2 protein-coding genes and 2 pseudogenes (1 of these 4 running past the window's edge) are annotated in these 22,296 nt (G+C 70.4%); all 4 read left to right on the top strand.

What is annotated here, in order from left to right:
* Window positions 1–253, top strand: a 253-nt coding sequence (locus VFZ09_RS17910; protein WP_329728805.1) for an ATP-binding protein, incomplete at its 5' end; no start/stop codon positions are given.
* A gap of 378 nt (window positions 254–631) precedes the next feature.
* Window positions 632–6,361 (top strand): annotated as a pseudogene (locus VFZ09_RS51645) (amino acid adenylation domain-containing protein); the annotation flags it as partial.
* Window positions 6,362–7,153: 792 nt separating this feature from the next.
* Window positions 7,154–7,561: pseudogene (locus VFZ09_RS51640) on the top strand (SDR family NAD(P)-dependent oxidoreductase); the annotation flags it as partial.
* Window positions 7,562–7,984: 423 nt separating this feature from the next.
* Window positions 7,985–22,296: the 5' portion of an SDR family NAD(P)-dependent oxidoreductase gene (locus tag VFZ09_RS17905; protein WP_414640714.1), read on the top strand. It continues 2,692 nt past the right edge of the window; 14,312 of the gene's 17,004 nt are visible here — the first part of the coding sequence; the start codon lies at window positions 7,985–7,987; its stop codon lies beyond the right edge, outside the window.

Below are 22,296 nucleotides of genomic sequence, written 5' to 3'. Positions count from 1 at the left end.
CGGCTTGGAGCCACTGACCGCCAACGAGCGAAGGGACCTGCTCGAAATCTTGGAGGACCGGTGTGGAACTGCTTCCACCGTCATCACCTCCCAGCTCGACCCCAAGCAGTGGCACGCGCTCATCGGTGATGCGACCGTCGCGGACGCCATCCTCGACCGGGTGGTCCACAACGCCCACCGCATCAAGCTGCTGGGCGAGTCCATCCGCAAGCAGCATGGAAAGTTGACGACCGAGCCGAAGCCGGAGAAGTGAGGGGCACCAGCGTCGCTCCGCTCCCATGATCGGCTTCGCCCGGAACTGGTGATCGGCTTGAGCCGGAATCGGTGATCGGCTTCGCCCGGAACAAGTGATCGCAATGGCCGGAATACGCACCTGAACTCCGGGGTGATGCGTCTCTTCCGCTCCATGGACACTACCGCCACCGCCCGTGTAGCCGACTTACGAGGTATGTCCACTTGAACGGCTCAGGCCCATCCTCGGGCTTCTACGCCTCTTTGTTCACCTAACTTCCTAAAGCCCATTAGAACAGAACACACTGCGGGTCGTTCCTTGGTGCACTGATAGTCTTGTCAGGTATCACCGGGCGATGCGAGTATTGAAGGATTTAAAATTTTTTCAGTTTTCCCATCTATGCGTACTCGTCCGACTCTGAGTCAGGAAAGCTTCTACGTCGAGTGGCTGCGCGCACCACGGAGCTTGGCGTACAACATCGGCTCTATTTACCGGCTGCGGGGCGCCCTTGATGTGAAGCGATTGGCTGCGGCCATCAGGGCGACGCTGGAGCAGGAGCATGTGCTCGCGCGCTCTCGGTTCGTGGAAGACGCCGACCAACTGTGGCTTGAGCTGGAAGCGCACCCCGCGTACGTGTCGATCGAGCAGGTACGCGAGAGCGAACTGGCGACCCGCCTCGACACCCTGACCACCGAGCCCTTCGATCTGCTCCAGGGTCCGCTCTATCGGGCTGCCATCCTGCAGATGCCAGGGGAGTCGGTCTTCGTCTTCGACTGCCACCATGCCGTCTTCGATGGCGTGACCCACGTGGACTTCTGTGCCGCCATCGCGCGGCACTACCGGGCCTCGGAGCCGTCCATCCGCCCGTCCCAGGTGCCGCTGTTCCTGGACTTCACGAAGACCGAGCGCCTCGCCGAGAACGAGGCGTCGCGAGCCCGGGCCTGCGCTCATTTCGCCGAGAGGCTGCGCGGTGTTCCCCTGTCCGTGACGCTCGCCGCAGGAGGACGTGCGGCGGCGGGCAACGCGAGCGCGCATCACTACCATGTGCTGCCCGAGCCGCTGTCCCGCGCCCTCGGCGAGCGGGCCAGGGAGCTGGGCAGCAGCCTCTTCCGCGCCATGGCGTCGCTGTTCGGCGGACTGCTGCTGCGCTACGTCGAGGCGGACCGCTTCGTGTTGGCTCATACCCTCTCGGTCCGTCCCCCCGGGCTCAAGGGCTTTGTTGGCTGCTTCACGCAAACGCAGCCGCTCGTCATCGAAGCGGGGACCGCGTCCACCTGCCGGGAGATCCTGCACTCGATTGACACGCAACGGCGTGACGCGCGCCAGTACGGCGCCGTGGGTCTGGCACCCATCTCCGCAGCGCTCCCGGACGGTGGGAGCGGCCGGCGCTTCAACGTCTGCATCAACGAGTCCCCCGGCTGGCTGCGCCGTGTCTCCATCGATCTGCCCGGCCTTGAGGTCATCCCCCAGGAGCCACCTCGTGGGGAGTCGGCCTTCGACCTCGAGCTCACCTTCGCCGAGTGCCAGGGCCGGTTGACGTTGCGCTTCGATCATCGGCTCGAGTTCGCCGACGAGGCCTTCGTCGAGAGCCTCGCGGCGCAGTTCGAGCGCCTGCTGGAGGCGTTCGTCCGGGATCCGGACGTCCGTGTGCTCGAGCTCCCTCTCACCGGGCCCGCCGAGCACGCCCGGCTCGCCGGCCAATTGGAGGCAACTCGCGCCGGGATCCCCGCCGCGAGCATCGACGCCCGCGTCCGCGACCAGGCGGCACGGTTCCCGGACCGTGTGGCTATCTCCATGGGCGAGCGCTCCATGACGTACGCGGAGCTCGACGCGCGCACCAACGCCATCGCCGCCGAACTGGTGGGTGTGCTCTCCCGGCAGCCCGCGCTTGAGGAGCCCCTCGTGGGGGTCCTGGTCACCCGTGGCTTCGATCTGGTCGCCTCACTGCTCGCAGTCCTCCGCGCCGGCGCAGCCTATGTCCCGCTCGATCCGGAGTTCCCCAGCGAACGGCTCGTGCGGATCGCCCACAACGCGAACCCCGTCGCCATCATCGGGGACGCGCCCTCGCGCGAGCGGCACCCGGAGCTGGGCAAGACGACTCACTTCATCGAACTCTCGTCGATTGGGCCTTCCACGGCCCCGGCGGACAGGCCGCCCTCGAGCCTCGCCTACGTGATGTACACGTCGGGGTCCACCGGAGAGCCCAAGGGCGTGCGTGTGACCCGGCGCGCCGTCGCGAACTTCCTGGCCTCTATGGCGCGCTTCCCGGGCCTGGGTCTGGACGATGTCGTGCTGGCCCTGACGACCCCCGCCTTCGACATCTCGGTCCTCGAGATCTTCCTGCCGCTCGTCGAGGGCGCACGGCTGGAGATGGTCCCCACCCCCGCCACGAAGGACGCCTTCGCACTCCGGGAGATCCTCGAGCGCGTGCCCGTCACGGTCATGCAGGCCACGCCCGCGACCTGGTCCATGCTGCTCACGGTGGAGTGGCCCGGCAACAAGAGGCTCCGGGCCCTCTGCGGCGGCGAAGCCCTCCCGCGCCAGCTGGCCGAGGCGCTGCTGCCCCGCGTGGGCGCTCTCTTCAACATGTTCGGCCCCACCGAGACGACCGTCTGGTCCAGTGTGTCGGAGCTGAACGGCACGGGTCCCATCACGATCGGCGGCCCCATCGCGAATACGTCGCTGTACGTGCTGGATCGGTTCATGAACGCCGTCCCCCCCGGAATGGTGGGCGAGTTGTTCATCGGCGGAGAGGGGCTCGCCGAGGGCTATCACCGCGCGCCCGAGCTCACGGCGCGCAAGTTCCTCGACCTCCCCTTGTTCGGCGCCGCACCGCAGCGCGTCTTCAAGACGGGCGATCTCGCGCGTGTCCTTCCCTCGGGAGAAATCCTGTGTCTCGGGCGGATCGACACCCAGGTGAAGCTGCGCGGCTACCGCATCGAACTCGGAGAGATCGAGAGCCGGCTGCGCGCGCGCCCCGGGGTACGGGACGTGGCGGTCGTCCTGCGCTCGGACGCGCCGGGGCCCCGGCTGGTGGGCTACGTCGTGCCCACCCCCCAGCAGACGCTCGACACGGAGGCGCTGCTCGCGTCTCTCCGGGAGGCGCTGCCGGACTACATGGTTCCGAGCGAGCTCCACACGCGCATGGAGTTGCCCCTCACGGGCAGTGGGAAGGTCGACCGCAAGCGCTTGTCGGAGATGCCCTCCTCCGCCGCGCGGCCCGCCCCGGCCGACGCACGGGATGGGTCGCGGCGCAAGCTGTACCAGCGTATCGTCGATTGCGTCTCGGCCGTGCTGGGACGCCCGCTCGGAGCCATCTCGGGCTCCGAGCGGCTGGGGAGCCTGGGCTTCGACTCCCTGTCCTTCACTCGCTTGGCCGTCCGGCTCACCAAGGAGTTCGGGGTCCGGGTCCAGCCCAACCTCTTCTACGAGGCCTCGAGCCTCGAGCAGCTCGCCGAGCATCTCGCCGAGAAACACCCCGGGCTCGTGCGAACCGAGCCCCCGGAGCCGGGCCCCGAGCTGCGGCGGGAGAAGGCCGCAATGAAGCCCAAGCACCCCTCTCCGGGTGGCGCCGATCCGCGGGCTGTCGCCATCATCGGCGCCGCGGGCCGGTTCCCGGAGGCGGATGACCTCGACGAGCTCTGGTCGCTCCTGGTGTCGGGCCGGTCGGCGGTGGGCCGCGTCCCCGCCGATCGCTGGAACAGCGCCGCCCTCGAGGGAGATCCCTGCGAGGGCTTCTATTCGAATAGTGCGTTCGGCGGCTTCCTGCGGGACGTGCGTGGATTCGATGCCGCCTTCTTCGGCATCCAGCCGCGCGAGGCGCGCGCGATGGATCCCCGCCAGCGGCTCCTGCTGGAGACGGCCTGGCACGCGCTCGAGGACGCTGGCATATCCGCGGCCCAGATCGCGGGGAGCAGGACGGGCGTCTACGTCGGGGCGCTCGGCAGCGACTACTGGGAGCTGGCCAGTGCGTCGAACAACACGATGGATGGCTATGCGATGTCCGGCATGGCGGCCTCGATTCTCGCCAACCGGCTGTCGTACTTCCTCGACCTGCACGGCCCGAGCTTCGTCGTCGACACGGCGTGCTCCAGCTCGCTGGTGGCCCTCGTGCGCGCCGTCGAGGCGCTGGAGTTGGGGCGCATCGATCAGGCCATCGTCGCCGGAGTCAACGTCATCCTGAGCCCCGCCGTGCACGTCGCGCTGAGCAAGAACGGCATGCTCAGTCCGGACGGCCGTTGCCGCACGTTCGACGCGGAGGCGAACGGCTACGTCCGGGGTGAGGGCGTGGTGGTGCTCGTGCTGCGCCCGCTCGCACGAGCGGAGGCGAACGGAGACCGGCTCCACGCCATTATCTGCGGGGCCGCCGACAACCACGGAGGCCGCGCCAACAACCTGGCGACCCCGAGCACCCGAGCCCAGGCGGCGGTGCTGCGCGAGGCCATCGAGCGCTCGGGCGTGGAGCCCTCGACGATCGGTTACGTCGAGGCCCACGGGACGGGAACCCGGCTGGGCGACCCCATCGAAATGGCCGCCCTGGAGCAGGCGCTCGGCAAGGCGGGGGACACATCGAAGGTCGCGGTCGGCTCGCTCAAGACCAACCTCGGACACCTCGAGGCGGCGGCTGGACTCGCCTCGGTGGCCAAGGTGCTCCTCGCCTTCCGGCACCGGCTGTTGCCGGGCCTCGTGGGCTTCGAGCGGCTCAATCCCTATATCGAGCTCGGAAGCCGGCTCCAGGTTCTCGAGGAGAACGTCCCCTGGGAGCCAGCCCGTCCGGGCGTGCCCCTCCGCGCTGGCGTGAGTTCGTTCGGCTTCGGCGGGGCCAATGCGCACATCGTCCTCGAGGCGCCGCCCGAGACGCCGCCGAGTGCCCGGCAGGGACCCGAGGTCATCCTCCTGTCGGCGAAGACCGCCTCCGCGCTGGTGGCCCGGGCCGCAGCGCTCGTCGCGTGGCTGGAGCGCCATCCGGACGCTTCGCTCGGCGATATCGCCTATTCGCTCCGCACGGGCCGGGACCATTGGTCCCACCGATTGGCGACCGTTGTGGGCACCACCGGGGAGCTGCTGCAGACGCTGCGTGACGTGCGGGCCGGGCGTGCTCACGACGCGGTCCTGCACGGCGAGACGACGGCTCGCCCGAAGTCATCGCGCGCGCAACGCGCCTTCTCGGATTTCATGCGGGAGAAGCTCTCCGGTGAGGCGCCGTTGGATGAGGAACGGGCTTGGCTGCTCGCGGAGGTCTATGTCGAAGGCCTCGAGCTGCCCTGGGAAGGGCTCGTGCCCCGCAGGGGCGCACGCCGGCTGGGACTGCCAGGGTATCCCTTCGAGCACCGCCCCTTCTGGTTCATGGGCGAGAACAAGGTGAGGCACGGACTGCTCTCCGAGCCGACCGGGGGCGAGGTGCACTCGATGCGCCTCGACACCACCCATCCACTCGCGAACGAGCATCGCGTGGATGGGAAGCCGCTGCTGCCAGGCGTCGGAACGATCGAGCTCGTCCGGGAAGCCGCCGCCCGCCTCGACGAGGGGCTGCGGGGTGGCGTGACGTTCGAGGACGTCCTCTTCCTGAGGCCCATCGTCGCAACAGGCGAGGGAACGCTCGTGTCCGTGCGCTTCGAGGCCCCCGTGGAGGGGGGCCGTGTGTTCCACGTCTCCGCGGAGGGTGTGGAAGCCGCGCGCGGCACCGTGCGGCCGCTCCGCTCGGAGCCGGAGACTATCGACGTGCAGGAGCTGAAGGCCCGACTGGCAGCGGGCCCCACGCTCGAATCGGAAGAGATCCAGGCGCGGCTCCTGGCGTCAGGCCTGCGCTATGGCCCCTCGTTCTGCGGCCTGGGCCGCTGGACCGGTGGCCAGGACATGGCCTGCGGAGAGGTCCGCCGCCCACGCGAGGCCGAACAGGGCGCCTACCTGATCGACCCACGCCTGCTGGATGCGGCCATGCAGGCGCTCGTGCTGTTCAACGGCGAGCGGGAGCGGCCGCTGGTCCCCTTCGCCGTGGAGCGGCTGGAGCTGTTCGGCGCGATCTCCAACACGAGCTTCGTCCGGGTCCGGCGCCAGTCGGGTTCCCGCTATCAGGTCCAGGTCCACAACGAGCGCGGCCAGCTCGCGGTGCGGCTCGAGGGCGTCGAGACCATGGTGCTCAAACCGAATGCCTCCACGCTCGTGCGCACCCCGCCGCCCGCCCCCGTGGCGCCTCCTCCATCGCCGCGAAAGGAGGCACCGGAAGCGGTGTCGCTCTGCCCCCTGTACGTGGTGAGGGCCATGGAGCGCCCATGGCTCAAACGCCCCGAGGGCAGCGACGGGAACCTGCTGGTGATCGTCCGTCGGCAGGACCGCGAGCTCGTCCAGGCGCTCCGTCAAGCGGCCCCAGCGGCGACCCTCATCGAGCTGGACGTGCCGGGCGCCGTCGACCTGGACTCCCTCGTCCTGCAACACCCGAGCTTCGACCGGCTCTGCATCGCCACGGCCCTTGGGCTGGACGAGCGGGACACGCCCGAGCCCACGCTCGCCTGGAGCTCGCGGCTCTTGTTGCACCTGGTCAAGTCCCTGGTGCGCTACGGCCGCAACCACGAGGCCCTGGAAATGCGGATCCTCGTGCGGGAACTCACGCGCGACGAGACGGGCCTCGGCACGACCACGGGCGCGGATCTGACCGGCTTCGTGCGGGTGCTGCGCCATGAGTTCCCATCCTGGCGCTTGGCCGTGGTGGCGCTCGACACGGCGGATGAGGCGACACTGCGGGGCGCGCTGTCCTCCCGCGTCGACGAACCGCTGCTCTTCCTCCGCGGTGAGCGCGAACTCGTGCCTCGCCTCGACGTCATCGAGGTGCCCCAGGCCCCGCTTACCGTACGGCCCGGCTCCGTCATCGTGCTGGCGGGAGGCGCGGGAGGGCTCGGTCGCCGCTTCGCCGAGGCGTTCGGCACCCGGGGCGCCAAGATCGCGCTCATCGGCCGCCGCGAGGAGCGCGAGGTGGCGGCGGATCTCGAGGCGCTGCGGGCACGAGGCGTGGAGGTGCTCTACGAGAGCGCCGACCTCGTGAAGGCGGCGTCGATCCGGCAAGCGATCGACTCCGTGCGGCGGACGTATGGCCGCATCGATGGCGTCGTGCACGCGGCGATCGTCCTCCGCGACCGCGCGCTGCTGCGGATGACGGAGTCCGACTTCGACGACGTCGTGGCCCCCAAGGTGGCCGGGTTGATGAACCTCGCCGCCGCCGTGGAGCAGGACTCTCCGGAGTTCTTCACCGTCTTCTCGTCGGCACAGTCCTTCGTCGCGGTTCCGGGCCAGGCCAACTACGCGGCCGCATCCACCTTCGTGGATGACTTCGCGCGCCGCCTGCGCCACCGCTGGAAGTCGACCCGGGTGCGCGTCTTCAACTGGGGTTATTTCGGGGACGTGGGCATCGTCGCCGACGACACGACGCGCCGGCGCCTCGAGGGGCTGGGCGTCCTGCCGCTGACGTCACACGAGGCCCCCGCCGTGTGGTCCCGGGTCCTCGCGGGCCAGGAGACGCAGGTGCTCGCCGCCCGGCTCTCCGAACGGGGCCTGGCGCGCGTGGGCCACTCCGTCGGCAACCGCGAGTCGGCGCTCGAGTCCTTCGCCCACGGCTTCGAGAAGCTCGAGTCCCTCGTGCGCGAGGCGGTCTTCGCCACCCTGCGGCGCGGGGCCTTCCTGCGCAAGGGTCACCGGGCCGATGGCTCACGCGTCATCAAGGAGCAACGGCGTCTGTTCGAGGCGCTCGTGTTCGAGCTCATGAGCGCGGGGTTCCTCGTCAAGGAAGACACGGGCTACGTCGACCGCGGCGCCGAGCCCGATCCGCATGTCCTGACGGCCCTGGACGAACTGGTGGAGCGCATTCCCGCCCTCGCTCCGCATGTGCGGCTCGGCAAGGCCTGCCTGGAAGCCCTGGAGGGAATCCTCACGGGGAGCACGGATCCCGTGAGCGTCATGTTCCCCAATGGCTCGGTCGAACTCGTGGAGGGCATCTACCGGGGCCACCCGCTCGCCGAGCACTACAATGCTCTGCTGATCGCCGACGTCGAGCGGTTCGTCCTGGAGGCCAACAGGCCCATCTCCATTCTCGAGATCGGCGGTGGCACCGGGGGAACGAGCCGCGCGCTCATCGAGCGCCTGGCGACCCTGGTGGCGAAGGTGGAGTACACCTTCACCGATATCTCCGCCGCGTTCACGAAGCGGGCGCGCAACTCCTTCGGCGCGCGCTACTCCTTCGTGTCCTTCCGCACGCTAGACATCGAGGCGGATCCGGCCTCCCAGGGCTTCTCGCGGGAGTCGTACGACATCGTCTTCGCCACCAACGCGCTGCACGCGACCCGGGACATGCGCCGCACGCTCGCCCAGGCCGCCTCGATGCTGCGACCCGGCGGGCTCTTCCTCGCCAACGAGGTGACGCGCAGGCAGGCGTTCACGACCCTGACCTTCGGAATCACCAAGGGGTGGTGGCTCTACCGGGATCCGGAGCTGCGCATCCCCCACTCCCCGCTCGTCGATGCAAGCACGTGGACGCTGCTGCTTGGGGAGCTCGGATTCGAGGGCATGCGTGCGCTCTCGGCTCCGGGCGAGGCGGGCTCGCATCACGTCATCTCCGCGATCTGGCCCGTGACGAAGGCCGCCCGCGCCCCCGAGCCACTCCTCACGGAGCAGCCCGCGGAGCCGAGGGATCTCACTGCGGAGACAATCGCCTGGATCTCCGCCACGCTCGGCGAGGTGCTCGAGCAGCCCATCGCCAGGGGCGCCGAGGACGAGCAGTTCGAGGCGCTCGGGGTGGACTCGCTCATCAGTCAAGCCATCCTCGCGCCGCTGGGCCGCGTCGTGGGGAAGCTGCCGGCGACCCTGCTCTTCGAGCACACCACCCCCCGGCGCCTGGCCGAGTTCTTCGTGAGCTCGTTCTCCTCGCGCCTCACGGAGCACTTCGCGCGAACCCGGCCCCACCAGGCCCTGGTGGCGCTCCAGGCTCCGGCCCCGGTGGCGATACCCGCCCCGGTGGCCCTCCCTCCCCCTCCCGTGGCCCTCGCCGCCCCGGTACCACCCACGATGCCGCAGCCCGCACCGGCCGTCGTCGAGGTCCGGCGTGCAGGGGCCCGCATGCCGATCGCCATCGTGGGCCTAGCGGGCCGCTTCCCCGGCGCGGATGACGTGGAGACCTTCTGGGAGAACCTGCTCGCGGGCCGCTCCTCCATCACCGAGGTGCCGGCGGAGCGGTGGGATCACGGCCGCATCTTCGCGCCCTCCAGCAAGACGCCCGGGACGACACGCTCCCGATGGGGAGGCTTCCTCTCGGACGTCGATCGGTTCGACACGTACTTCTTCCAGATGACCCCGAGGGACGCGGAGCTGGCGGACCCCCAGGAGCGGCTGTTCCTTGAGACGGCGTATGGAGCGCTCGAGAACGCCGGGTACGGCCGCCGCCGGCTCAAGCGCCTCGCACACGACGTGGGCGTCTTCGTCGGCGTCATGAACGGCATGTACAGTTGGTATGCTGCGGAGGCCACGGCCCAGGGCCACTACACCCGGGCGGATTCGAACTTCTGGTCCGTGGCCAACCGGGTCAGCTTCGCGCTCGACCTGAAGGGCCCCAGCCTCGCGGTGGATACGGCGTGCTCGTCCTCGCTGACGGCCATCCACCTGGCGTGTGAGGCCATCCGCCGGGGCGAGTGCCGAGCGGCGATCGCGGGCGGAGTGAACCTCATCCTCCATCCGCGGCAGTACCAGCGGCTCAGCGAGCTGCGCATGCTCGCCGGGGACGAGCGCTGCAAGGCCTTCGGCGCGAACGCCGATGGCTTCGTCGACGGAGAGGGCGTGGCCGCCGTACTGCTGCGGCCCCTGGATGAGGCCCTCCGGGATGGAGACCGCATCGAGGGCGTCATCCTCGGCTCGGCGCTCAACGCCGGAGGCAAGACGGGCGGCTTCATGGTCCCGAGCCCCGGAGCGCAAGCAGACGTGGTGCGCCGGGCCTTCGAGCACGCCGGCATCGAGCCGTCGACCATCTCGTACATCGAAGCGCACGGAACGGGCACCCACCTGGGAGACCCCATCGAGATTCGCGGCCTGGAGCTGGCCTTCCAGGGCGCCGTGTCTCGCTGCCCGGTAGGCTCGGTGAAGAGCAACATCGGCCACCTCGAGTCGGCGGCGGGCGTGTCCAGCCTGATCAAGGTGCTGCAACAGCTGCGGCACCGCACGCTCGCACCGTCGCTGCACGCAACGCCGCCCAACCCGCAGATCGACTTCGAGCACTCGTCCTTCTTCGTCGTCCAGGAGCCGACCGAGTGGATGCGTCCCCAAGCCGGGGTTCCGCTCCGCGCCGGCGTGAGTTCGTTCGGCGCCGGAGGTGCCAATGCCCACCTCATCGTCGAGGAGGCTCCTCCCGCGAATGTGCGGCCCACGCTGCGTCCTGACCGGTGGCTGGTCCTCGTGTCGGCCCCCTCCGCGCACCAGCTAGAGCACCTGCTGCGCGCCCTCTCCGCGCACATCGAGCGGAATCCCCGGCTGGACATCGCCGATGTCTCGCGCACATTGAACGTGGGCCGCGATGCCTTCTCCACGCGCGCGGCGTTCATGGCGCGCGATGTCGCCGAGCTCCGGGCCGCCTTCGAGGCAGTCCTCTCCAGCAGTGAGCACCCGGCGCGGCGCAGCGCCGCCGCTCCCGCGGCCCCCGGTGATGACGCCCTCTGGGCGGGCCATGCCGCGGCCTTCCTTCGTGGGGAAGACGTCGACCTCGAGGCCGTGCACGACCGGCTCGCCGGCGCGATGGTGTCCCTGCCCGGCACCGTCCTGGCGCGGGAGCGGTACTGGCCGGCGGCCTTCATCCTCCGCGCCTCCACGCCCGAGCCCACCACTCCGGCGAATGTGACGAAGCACGACTTCGTCTCCGTCACCCTCCGCGCGGAGGACGTCGCCGCGAGCGAACACCTGCTCGAGGGCAGACCGGTCGTCGCGGGAGCCTTCCTGGTGGAACTGCTCTGCCGGGTCGTGCGCGAGCAACGCGGCTTCGATCCCTCGGTGATCGAGGACCTCCACTTCGTCGCCCCCCTCACCTTCTCCGAGCCGTCCCGGCGCATCGACGTCGAGCTGACGGGGAACGATCAGCCGGTGGAGGCGTGGGCATCCTCGGAGGGCAACGTGCTCGTCCGCGCCAAGCTGTCGAAGGAGCGGGCCACGCCCAGGGCCCGGCGGGAGGAACTCGAGACGCTGCGCTCCAACGCCCCGCTCACCCTCGCGCGACAGCAACTCGACGCACGCTTCCGGGCGCAGGGCTTCTCCTATGGGCCCGCGTTCGCCACGCTGCAGCGCGCGTTCATCCATCAGAACGCCGTCCTCGGAGCGCTCGTCCCCCAAGTACCAGGCGACCAGGCATGGATTGATCCCCTGCTGCTGGACGGGGCTTGGCAGGCCGCCTCCCTGCTCGGCTCCAGCGAGCTCATGCGCATCCCCGTGGGGGTCGAGCGGCTCGGCATCCACCGCAAGCTGACCGGGCTGGGCTTCGTCATCGCGCAGCGGCGGGTGGACAACGGAAGCTTCGCGAAGTTCGACCTCGCCATCGTCAACGACAAGGGCGAGGCCGTCGTCGAAATCTCTGGCTACTCGGTGCGCACCCTTGAGCGAGGTGACGCGAAGGGACCACCGGGCCGGTTGTCCACGTCAACCCATGAGTGGACGGCCCGCCACCGCGTGCCCGCGTATCCCCCGAACGCGACGTCGCTCCGGGTGCACGGCTTTCCCGCCACGGACCAAGCGCGGTTGCTCCAGGCCTTCGCGGAAGGCCCGTCCGGTGCTGGCACGCTGAAGACGGTCTCCCTCTTGGTGGACGGCCGCCTGAGAACCCACGGCGATACCTTCCATGTCGTCACACGGCTGCTCTCGCTCGTGCGGGAACTCGTTCGCGAGGGTGTCCGGCGTGCATTGATCCTGACGCTGGTGGATGACCCGACGGTCCGGGCTGCGGCGGGAGGTTTCGCCCGCTCGCTGGCCCTGGAGCATCCCGGGTTCGAGGTCCGGGCCCTCGAGGCCGATGCCTCATGCGAACTCGAGAAGCTGGTGGCCGACGAGCTCTCGCTGGGACCCGCTTCGCTCCACGAGGTGCGCGTCACGGCGATGAACACGGCGGAGCGGGTGGCCGTGGAGCTGCCCCTCTCCAAGCGCTCCACGCCGCCGCCCCAGGGCGGCGTCTACCTCGTGACAGGGGGCGTGGGTCACGTGGGAGGAATCCTCGCGGGCTGGCTTGCGGCCACGCGCGGTGCACAGGTGGTACTCCTGGGCCGGTCCGAGCCCGGCGAGAAGGTCCATCGTGCGCTCGAGGCGCTACGCTCCTCGGGAGGCCGGGTGGAGTACCAGCGGGCAGATGTCACGTCGCGCGCCGATGTCGAGCGCGCCGTGGCAGAAGCCCGCCGCCTGGGACCGGTTCGCGGGGTGGTGCACGCCGCGGGCATCGTCGACGACGCGCTCGTCCTCCACACGGAGCCCGACCGGGCCCGGCGTGTGTGGGAGCCCAAAGTCACCGGCTTCATCCATCTGGATGAGGCGACGGCCACGGATCCGATCGACCTCTTCCTCGTGTGCTCATCCGTCACGGCGAGCGAGGGCAACGTCGGCCAAAGTATCTACGGGGCCGCGAACTCGGCCCTCGTGGAGCTTTGCGCGCGCCGCGACGAAGCCAGGCGCGCGGGGCATCGGAGGGGGACAACGCTCGCCGTAGAGTGGCCGCTCTGGGCGGGCTCCAGCCTCGCGTCCCCTGCCCAGGTCGCGCGTCTGTCGCAACTGCGTGGCGTCGTCCCGCTCGAACCCCAGGAGGCGCTCGACGTGCTTGAGCGGAGTGCCGGCGGCCCGACCTCGCACATCATCCTCCAGAAGCTTCGCACGGGAGGACCCGAGCGCCCCGCCGAGCAGCCGCCCACCGTCACTCCGGCACCCGTTGCCGCCAAGCCCACCGAGAGTCAGCTCCCGGCGCTCGAACGGCACCTGACCCGGATCATCGCCCGGCACACTCGAGTGGATGAGCAACGCCTGGGGGTGGACACCAGCTTCCAGGACCTGGGCATCGAATCGCTCGTCGTGATGGAGGTCACGGAGGAGCTGGAACGCACCCTCGGCCGGATGCCGCGGACGCTCCTGTACGAGTTCGACACCGTCGCGCGGCTCGCGCGCCACCTGAGCGAGGAGCACGCCGCCGCTGTGTCCACGTGGATGAAGGCGTCCTCCGCAGAGACGGTCGCGGCGCCCCCGCCCTCCACCCCCAGCGAGACACCGGGTGAGAGGGCGGCCGTGGCGCCGGTGCGCCCCGCGCCGGCGAAGACGCGGCCGGAGTCCTCGGATGAACCCATCGCCATCATCGGCGTCGCGGGCCGCTACCCCGACGCGCCGGACCTGCGGACCTACTGGAAGAACCTCGTCGGACGCCGCGATTCCATCCGCGAGGTCCCGCGTGAGCGTTGGAACCACGACGAGTACTACGATCTGGAGTCGGGCAAGCCCGGGAAGACGTACGGGAAGTGGGGCGGATTCCTCGACGGGCATGATGCCTTCGACGCGCTCTTCTTCAGCATCTCGCCCCGGGAGGCCGAGTTCATCGATCCGCAAGAGCGGCAGTTCCTGGAGGTGGCGTACGAGTCGCTCGAGGACGCCGCCCTGCCGCCTCCGCTGCTGCGGGGCAAGAAGGTGGGCTGCTTCGTCGGCGTGATGTACGGGCCATACCAGCTCCACGGCATCGACGAAACCTGGCGGGGCAACCCCGTGGCCCTGGAGTCGTCCTTCGCGTCGATCGCGAACCGCACCTCGTTCCTGTTCGACTTCCACGGCCCCAGCCTGGCGGTCGACACCATGTGCTCGTCCTCGTTGAGCGCGCTCCACCTCGCCTGCGAGAGCCTGCGGCGCGGGGAGAGTGACGTCGCGCTCGCCGGGGGCGTGAACATCATGTCCCACCCGAACAAGTACCTCCTGCTGGCACGAGGACGGTTCTTGTCGAAGGACGGCCGCTGCCGGAGCTTCGGCCTGGGAGGAAGCGGCTACGTTCCCGGCGAGGGAGTCGGAGTCCTCGTGCTCAAGCCGCTGTCGCGGGCGCAGGAGGACGGGGATCGTATCCACGGCATCGTGCGCGCCTCGGCCATCAACCACGGTGGACGGGTGCAGGCCTACACCGTTCCGAGCCCAAATGCGCAAGCGGACGTCATCCGGTCCGCATGGGAGCGCGCGGGGAATGCCTCGATGTTGAGCTACATCGAGGCCCACGGCACGGGGACCGAGTTGGGCGATCCCATCGAGGTGCGCGGACTGCTCAAGGCCCTCGGCCCGGGTCCGTTGCTGCCCATCGGGTCGGTCAAATCGAACATCGGCCACCTCGAGTCGGCCGCGGGAGTGGCGGCGATCACCAAGGTGCTGCTGCAGATGCGCCATGGCCTGCTCGTTCCCACGTTACACACGGACGAGCTCAACCCGCACATCGACTTCGGCCAGCGGCTCGTGGTCCAACGCGAGCTGGCGCCGTGGCAACCCGTGGGAGACCGACGCGTCGCCGGCATCAGCTCCTTCGGGGCGGGTGGCTCCAACGCCCACGTGGTTCTCGAGGAGGCCCCCCCGTCTCCTCGCAGGACTCCGGAAACCGGGGCGCCTCGCGTCATCGCGCTCTCGGCGAAGACCCCGGCGGCGCTGGAGCTCAAGGTCCAGGCGCTGCGGGAATTCCTCGGCGGAGAGGGGGCGGAGGAGCGGCTCGACGACGTGGCGTTCACGCTCGCGCGCGGCCGCGAAGTGTTCGGACACCGGGCCGCGTTTGTGGCGCGCAGCATGGCCGGCCTGCGCGACTCCCTCGGCGCCTGGCTCAGGGAACCCTCGGCACGCGCCCGCGCGGGCCGCGGCGAGAACGATGGGTTGGACGCGTTCGCGGACGCGTTCGTCCGGGGAGAGTCCGTCCAACTCACCTCCCTCACACCAGAGGCGCGGCTCACCTCCCTGCCCACCTACCCGTTCCGCAAGGACCGCGTGGGCCTGCCGAGGCCCACGGGACCGGGGACGCCGCGCGTGCCTCCCAAGCGCTCCCGGCTCGAGGGAATCCATGCGTTCGCGCCGGCCTGGAGCCAGGACGAGCGCAAACCCGGAGAAGCGCGAGGGCCCCTTCAATTCGAGGGCTCGCCGGAGCTGCGGGAGGCCCTCGTGCGCCGGGGCGCCAACCTCCAGCGTGGTGAAGGCCCGGGGGCCTCGGTGCTCGAGGTCTCGACCCCCTCGGTGCTCGAGGCACTCCCGCGGCTCCATGAGCGGCTCGCCCGGGCGCCCCGCTCCGGGATGACGTGGTTGCTCGTCGTGCGGGGAGCGCTCTCGAACGTGATGGCCGAGGCACTCGGCGCGTTCGCGGCCGTGATTCGCCGGGAGCGTCCCACCACCGACGTGCGCGTCCTGTGGGACGACAGCCCCGCCAGCGATGCGACGGCCGGGTACGTGCTGCACGAGCTCTCGCTGCCTCGGCCCCAGACGGTGCTCGTGCGGCGCACCGGCGGAGCGGCCTCGCGGCGCGAATGGAAACCGTTCGATCTCACGAAGGTGGAGCCAGCCACTACCTCCGGCGGGTTCGTCGTGATGTCAGGGGGATTGGGCCGCCTGGGCCGCCTCTTCGCGAAGCAGGTGCTCGCGGACGGCCAGTCCCTGCTGGTGCTCGGGCGCTCCTCGCCGGACAAGGTGTCCCGGGAGTTGGAGGAGCTGCCCCGGGAGCACGTGCTGTACCGCGCCGTGGATGTCTCCGACCTCGCGGGGGTGAGCTCCGCGCTGGAAGAGGCCAGGGCCCGGTTTGGCATCCCGCGTGGCGTGCTGCACCTGGCGGGCGGGCGGGATGACGGTCTCTTCGAGACCAAGACCCCGGAGAGCTGGGCCCGGGCGCTCCGGCCCAAGCTGGCTGGCGCGGAGACGCTGGATCACGCGACCCGGAACGAACCGCTCGAGTACTTCCTGTGCTTCTCCTCCATCGCGGCGAGCCTGCCCTTCGCGGGGCAGACGGATTACGCCGCCGCCAATGCCGCGCTCGAGGCCTTCGTGGAGACGCGCGCCGCGGAGGTCGAGCGCGGAAACCGCCGGGGACGCTCAGTGGCCATCGGCTGGCCCCTCTTCCGCCGTGACGTGGAGCGCGTCAATGGCTCCGCGGCGGGATACCGCGACTGGCTGATGGAGACGTTCGGGCTCGGGCTCCTCGAAGACGAGGCCGCGGTCGCCGTGTTGGGTGCGGCCATCCGCGGGACGACGTCGTCGCGCTTCGTCGTCGCGGTGGGACGCGCGGAGGAGATCGCCCGCGCGCTCGACAACCCCTTCGCATCCGCCGAGCGCTCCGCCGTCCCCACCGCCAGCTCGGCTCCCCGGGCGCCTGACGAGAAGGAGGAGGTCGCGGGAGTGCTGCGCCGCTTCATCAGCGAGATCCAGAAGATCCGCCCCGAGGACATCACACGGGACACGACGTTCGGAGAACTCGGCTTCGACTCGGTGTCGATGAAGGCGCTTTCGGACCGGCTCAACCAGCACTTCTCGGTGGAGACGGTGCCCAGCCTCTTCTACACGCACACCACCGCCGAAGCGGTGGCGCAGCACCTGCTCGACAAGGGGCTCGTGACCCGGCCGGCCGCGCCCCCCCCGCGCATCGAGGCCGTGGCGCCACGAGACGAGCGGCCGACGAGCGGACCCGGCGCGCCGGGGGCACTGGCGATCGTCGGCTACGCGGGACGGTTCCCGGGCTCGAGCGATCTGGATGCCTTCTTCAACCACATCGCGAACGGGGATGATCTGATCCGGGAGATTCCTCCGGAGCGCTGGCCCCTGCCCGCCGTGCAGCGGGGAACCGACGCCGAGGTGTCGCGCTGGGGCGGTTTCGTCGACGGCATCGACCGGTTCGACTTCGCCTTCTTCAAACTGTCCCGCCGAGAGGCGGAGCTCATGGATCCGCAGCAGCGCTGGCTGCTCGAGCTGGCCTACGAGGCGCTCGAGGACGCGGGCTACGCGCCCTCGAGTCTCGCGGGCACGTCCACGGGCGTCTTCATGGGGCTGCAGTTCCATGAATACGAGCGACGGCTGCTGGACGTCATGCACCCGTACCGCACCACGGGCAATGCCCACACCATGGGGGCCAACCGCATCTCGTTCATGTTCGATCTCCACGGACCGAGCGAGACCATCGACACGGCCTGCTCGAGCTCGCTCGTGGCGCTGCACCGCGCCAGCCTCGCCCTCCAGAATGGCGAGTGTGACGTGGCGCTCGTGGGGGCCGCCTCCCTCATGCTGGATCCCCGGACGTTCACCGCGACGGCCCAGATGGGCATCCTGTCTCCGGACGGCCGGTGCAAGGCGTTCGCGAAGGGGGCCAACGGGTACGTGAAGGGAGAAGGGGCCGCGGTCCTCGTGCTGAAGACCCTGGAGCGGGCGCTACGGGAGCGCGACGCCATTCGCGCGGTCGTTCGCGCGACGGCGGTCAATCACGGCGGGCGCGCTTCCGCGCTCACCGCGCCCAACCCCCGGGCACAGGCACAGCTCATCCAGTCCGCCATGCGCCGCGCGAACATCGATCCCCGGTCCATCGGCTATATCGAAGCGCATGGCACGGGAACCGAGCTGGGTGATCCCGTGGAGGTCGAGGGGCTCAAGCTGGCCTTCTCGGAGTTGGGACGCTGGGCCGAGGGAGAGAAGACCTGTGGCATCGGCTCGGTGAAGAGCAACCTCGGTCACCTGGAGCCCGCGGCCGGCATGGCGGGGATCCTCAAGATGGTGAAGGCGCTCGAGCGGCGCGTCCTGCCCAGGACGATTCACGCGGACGAGCTCAATCCCTACCTTCAGCTGGACACCTCCCCCTTCTACATCCAGCGCACGACGGAGGAGTGGAAGGCCTCTCGCGATGCGGGTGGAGTCGAGCTGCCCAGGCGTGCGGGAGTGAGCTCCTTCGGCTTTGGCGGCGTCAACGCGCACGTCCTCCTCGAGGAGGCCCCCGCCCGGCGCCCCGAAGAGGACACGCCCGCGCGCGCGTCGCTCGTGCTCCTGTCCCAGAAGACCCCTCAGGCGCTCGCGCGGTACGCCGGGCGGATCGCCCGTTGGATCGAGCAGCATCCCGACGCGCGTCTGCGGGACATCGCCTTCACCCTGGCCCAGGGACGGGACCATCACGCCTGCCGGGCGGCCTTCGTCGCCGGCAGTCTGGAAGAGCTCCACGCCCAGCTCAAGGGCTTCACGCCACCGCCGCAGAGCCGGGAGCCAGCCACGGGACAACTCTCCGCCACCACCCTCGTCGATGCCGTGCGGCGGGAGGCGGATGGCGTGGCGCGCCGGGTCATGCTCGAGCGGCTCGGAGAACTCTGGAGCCGGGGCACGGAGCTCGACGTCCGCGCGCTCTTCGCGGACACGCGTGGAGAGCGCATCCCGCTCCCACCGTATGCCTTCGAGCCGACCACGGCGTGGATCACGGCCCCCCACGAGCCCCCGCCAGACGGCCCGAGGGGCACCGGACAGGACAGCGCCATGGGCGAGCTGGCGAGCTGCCCCCTTACGCCCCAGGCGGTGATCGTGCGGGATCACCGCATCCAGGCGCGCAACCGTCTGCCGGGCGTGTTCTCGCTGGCCTGGTGGATGACCCATCAGACCGGGCCCGCGCGGCTCTCGGAGGCCGTGTTCATGCGGCCGGTCCTCATCGATCAGCCCCTGCGCCTCGAGTTCGAGAGGAGCCGCGAGGGAGTCCTCGTCGGACGGACCGCGGAGGGAACGTTCTTCGAAGCGCGGCAGGTGGCTCCGGGCGGCCCGGACACCGTTGAGGCAATGCCTCCCCCGGGCCTCCTCGTACGGAGCCTGGGGGCCGCCGAGGTCTACGAGCGGTTCGCGCGCTGGGGTTTCGAGTATGGCCCGACGTTCCGCACCATCTCGCGCATCTCGTTCGGCGAGGACGTGGCCGTCACGGAGCTCGAATCGGGGGCGGCCACACCGCTCGACCAGCTCGCGGGGCTCCTGGATGGAGCCCTGCAGTCGCTCATGGTCTTCGGGGATGAGCAGCCGCTCGTGCCGTTCTCGGTGGACCGGGTCTCCTTCCTGGGTCCCGTGCAGCCGCAGATGCGCGCGATCGCCCGGAAGCGCTCGGCCACCGGATTCGATGTCGCGCTGACGCTGCCCGATGGCACGGCGCGCATCCTGCTGCGGGGCGTCTCGTTCCGGGCGGAGCGTCCGGTCCGGATGTCGACCTTCGTGACCACCTTCGCCGAGTCCCCGGCGGACGTCTCCACGCCCGCGGAACGCACCACGCCCGGCTGCGCCCTCATCGCCCACACGGGGAGGACCCCCGCGCTCGTGGCCGCGCTCCGGCGCGAATGGTCCTCCTCGACGATCGTCGAGGTCACGGAGACCGATCCCGTTTCCCTCGATACCGCGGTGCTCCAGACCCCAGCGCTCGACACCCTCGTCTTCCTGGGGGGCTACGATCCAGAGGGTGCCGAGCTGCGTGAGGACACCACCCGGCTCGAGCAGGAGCGGGGACCGCTCGCGCTCTTCCGGCTCCTCAAGAGCCTCCACCGCTACGGCCACCGCGATCGCGCGCTGCGAGTCTTCGTCCCGGTGACCGGAGCGCACGCCGCCACGCCAGGGACCCTCGTGCGTCCGGCGGCCTGTTCCGTCGTGGCGCTGGGGCAGACACTCGCGAAGGAGCACCCCACCTACCGCGTCAGCATCGTCGACGTCGTGCCGTCCCCCTGGGCGTCGGAGGCCGGAAACGTGGCCCGGGCACTCGTGGCGGAGCCCGCCCATCCCGAGGGGACCCCGGCCCTGCTGCTGGACGGGAAGCGGCTGTCGCGGCGCATCGTGGAGCGGACGCTCCCCACCGCGTCCCGTGCCCCGTTCATCGCGGGTGAGGTGGTCGTTGTGGTGGGAGGAACGGGCGGACTCGGGCTTGAGCTCACCCAGCGGCTCGTTCGCGCGGGGGTGCGCGTCGCGCTCCTCTCCCGGAACGAGCCTTCCGCCTCCGTCCGGGCCCGGCTGCGCGAGATCGACGCCACGGAGACGATGACCCTGCACGTGCGCGCCGACGTGACGCGCCGGGCATCGCTCGACGACGCGCTCGGGAAGATCCGCGCCCGGTTCGGAGCAATCCACGGGGCCGTGCACGCGGCGCTCGTGCTGAGGGATCGCACGCTCGCCAACCTCGACGAGACCGCGTTCCGCGAGGCCCTGGAGCCCAAGACACTCGGGACCGTGAACCTCCTGGGAGCGCTCGCGCGGGAGCCCGTGCACACGGTGTTGCTCTTCTCCGGAGCACAGGGCGTGCTCGCAGACGCGGGGCAGGCCAACTACGCGGCGGGGTGTGCCTTCAAGGATGGAGTAGCCCAGCGCGCCAACACGCCCCAGCGCCGGGTGCTGTCCGTGGGTTGGGGGTACTGGGGGGGCGTGGGCATCGTCGCCCAACCCGAGATTCGTGAGCGGCTCGCGCGGCGTGGAATCCTGTCGATCGAGCCCGAGGAAGGATTCGCCACCCTTGAGCGGATCGCCGACGGCCCGCACGCCCATGTGCTCGCGATGCGCCTCACGAGCGACGCGGCGCGGCGCCTGGGCTTCCACCTGGGGGCGCCCTCCACGGCGGAGCCGCCGGCCTCGTCCGATGACTTCGCGGAGCCGTTCGATGCGCTGGACGCGCTCTGTGGAGCGCTGCTCGTCGAGCGGCTCGTGGCGGCGGGCATGTGGAACGGGACGGGCTGGCTTCGTCCCGTCGTCTCCCGGCACCAACGGCTCGCCGAGGCGCTGGCGCCCCGGTTGCGGACCGCGGCCGGCGCCGTGCCGTCCCTCCGTGCCACGGATCTGCGCGCGCGCTGGCCCTGGCTCTCGCCCCACGTGGAACTCGTCGAGCGTGTCGCGGACGCGTTCCCCGCGGTGCTCGCGGGCGAGCGCGATGCGCTGAGCGTGCTCTTCCCCGAGGGCTCGGCCCGGCTGCTCGAGGGCGTCTACGGGGGCAACCCGGCCGCCGATGCATTGAACGAGCGGCTCGCGGCCGAGGTGGTGAAACTGGCGCGGGGCCATGCCCATCCGGTCCGGATCCTCGAGCTGGGAGCGGGCACGGGGGCCACCGCCCGCGTCGTGCTCGCGGCGATCGAGCGGGCCGGCATCCAGGCCCGCTACACGTTCACCGACGTCTCCAAGGCGTTCCTGCAGCGCGCGGAGCGGGCCTTCGCGAACACGCCCGCGCCCATGAGCTTCGCGAGGCTCGACCTCAACCAGGAGCCCGTGGATCCGGCGCTCACTCCGGGCGAGCAGGACCTGGTGCTGGCCACCAACGTCCTCCACGCCACCACCGATGTCCGCCGCTCGCTGCTCCGGGCCCGGGCCCTACTGGGCCGCGAAGGCCGGCTGGTGCTGGGGGAGGCCGTCTCGCCGCGCCTGTTCCTCACCGCCGTCTTCGGGCTCACGGATGGGTGGTGGCCGAGCGATGCCGCCCGCTCTCCGGCCTCTCCCCTCCTCGACGAGGAGGCGTGGCTCTCGCTGCTGGGGACGAGTGGCTTCGCGGACGCGCGTCGGGTGCTCGCCACCCCGCTCGGAGGAAGTCAGATCTTCGTGGCAGCGCGAGCGGAGCTCTCCGTGAACGAGTCCCCCGTGCTCAGCCTCGCGAGGACCCTCGCCACGGCGTCCCCAGAGGCCGGGCAGACCCGGGCCTCCGCCCCACAGGACCCCGGCCGCGCGGTCCAGCGTGTGACGGCGCACCTGCGCTCCGTCCTGGGCGAGTCCCTCGACCTCGCGGCCGATGCGTTCGATACCGAGACGACGTTCGATGCCTACGGGATCGACTCGCTCCTCTCCATCGAGATCCTCCGTCCCCTGCGGCGGATCTTCGGAGAGCTCCCCTCGACGCTCCTCTTCGAGCACAACACGCTCGGCAGACTCGCCGCCCATCTGGCGCTGGAGCGGCCCCTGCCGGAGGCACTGGCACGGCTCGTCTCCGAGGAGCCGAAGCCGGAACCGCAACCCCCGCCGCCGTCCGCCCACGCGGAGGCACCGGCGGCACGTGAGGAGGCAGTGGCGGTACGGGTTGCCTCCGGGCAACCGGCCACCGAGCATCCGGGCTCCCAACCGCT

The organism is Archangium sp., from assembly GCF_036277355.1.
GTDB lineage: Bacteria > Myxococcota > Myxococcia > Myxococcales > Myxococcaceae > Archangium.
Note: the sequence above shows the minus strand (reverse complement) of the source record. Positions and strands in the feature narration are given on the sequence as shown.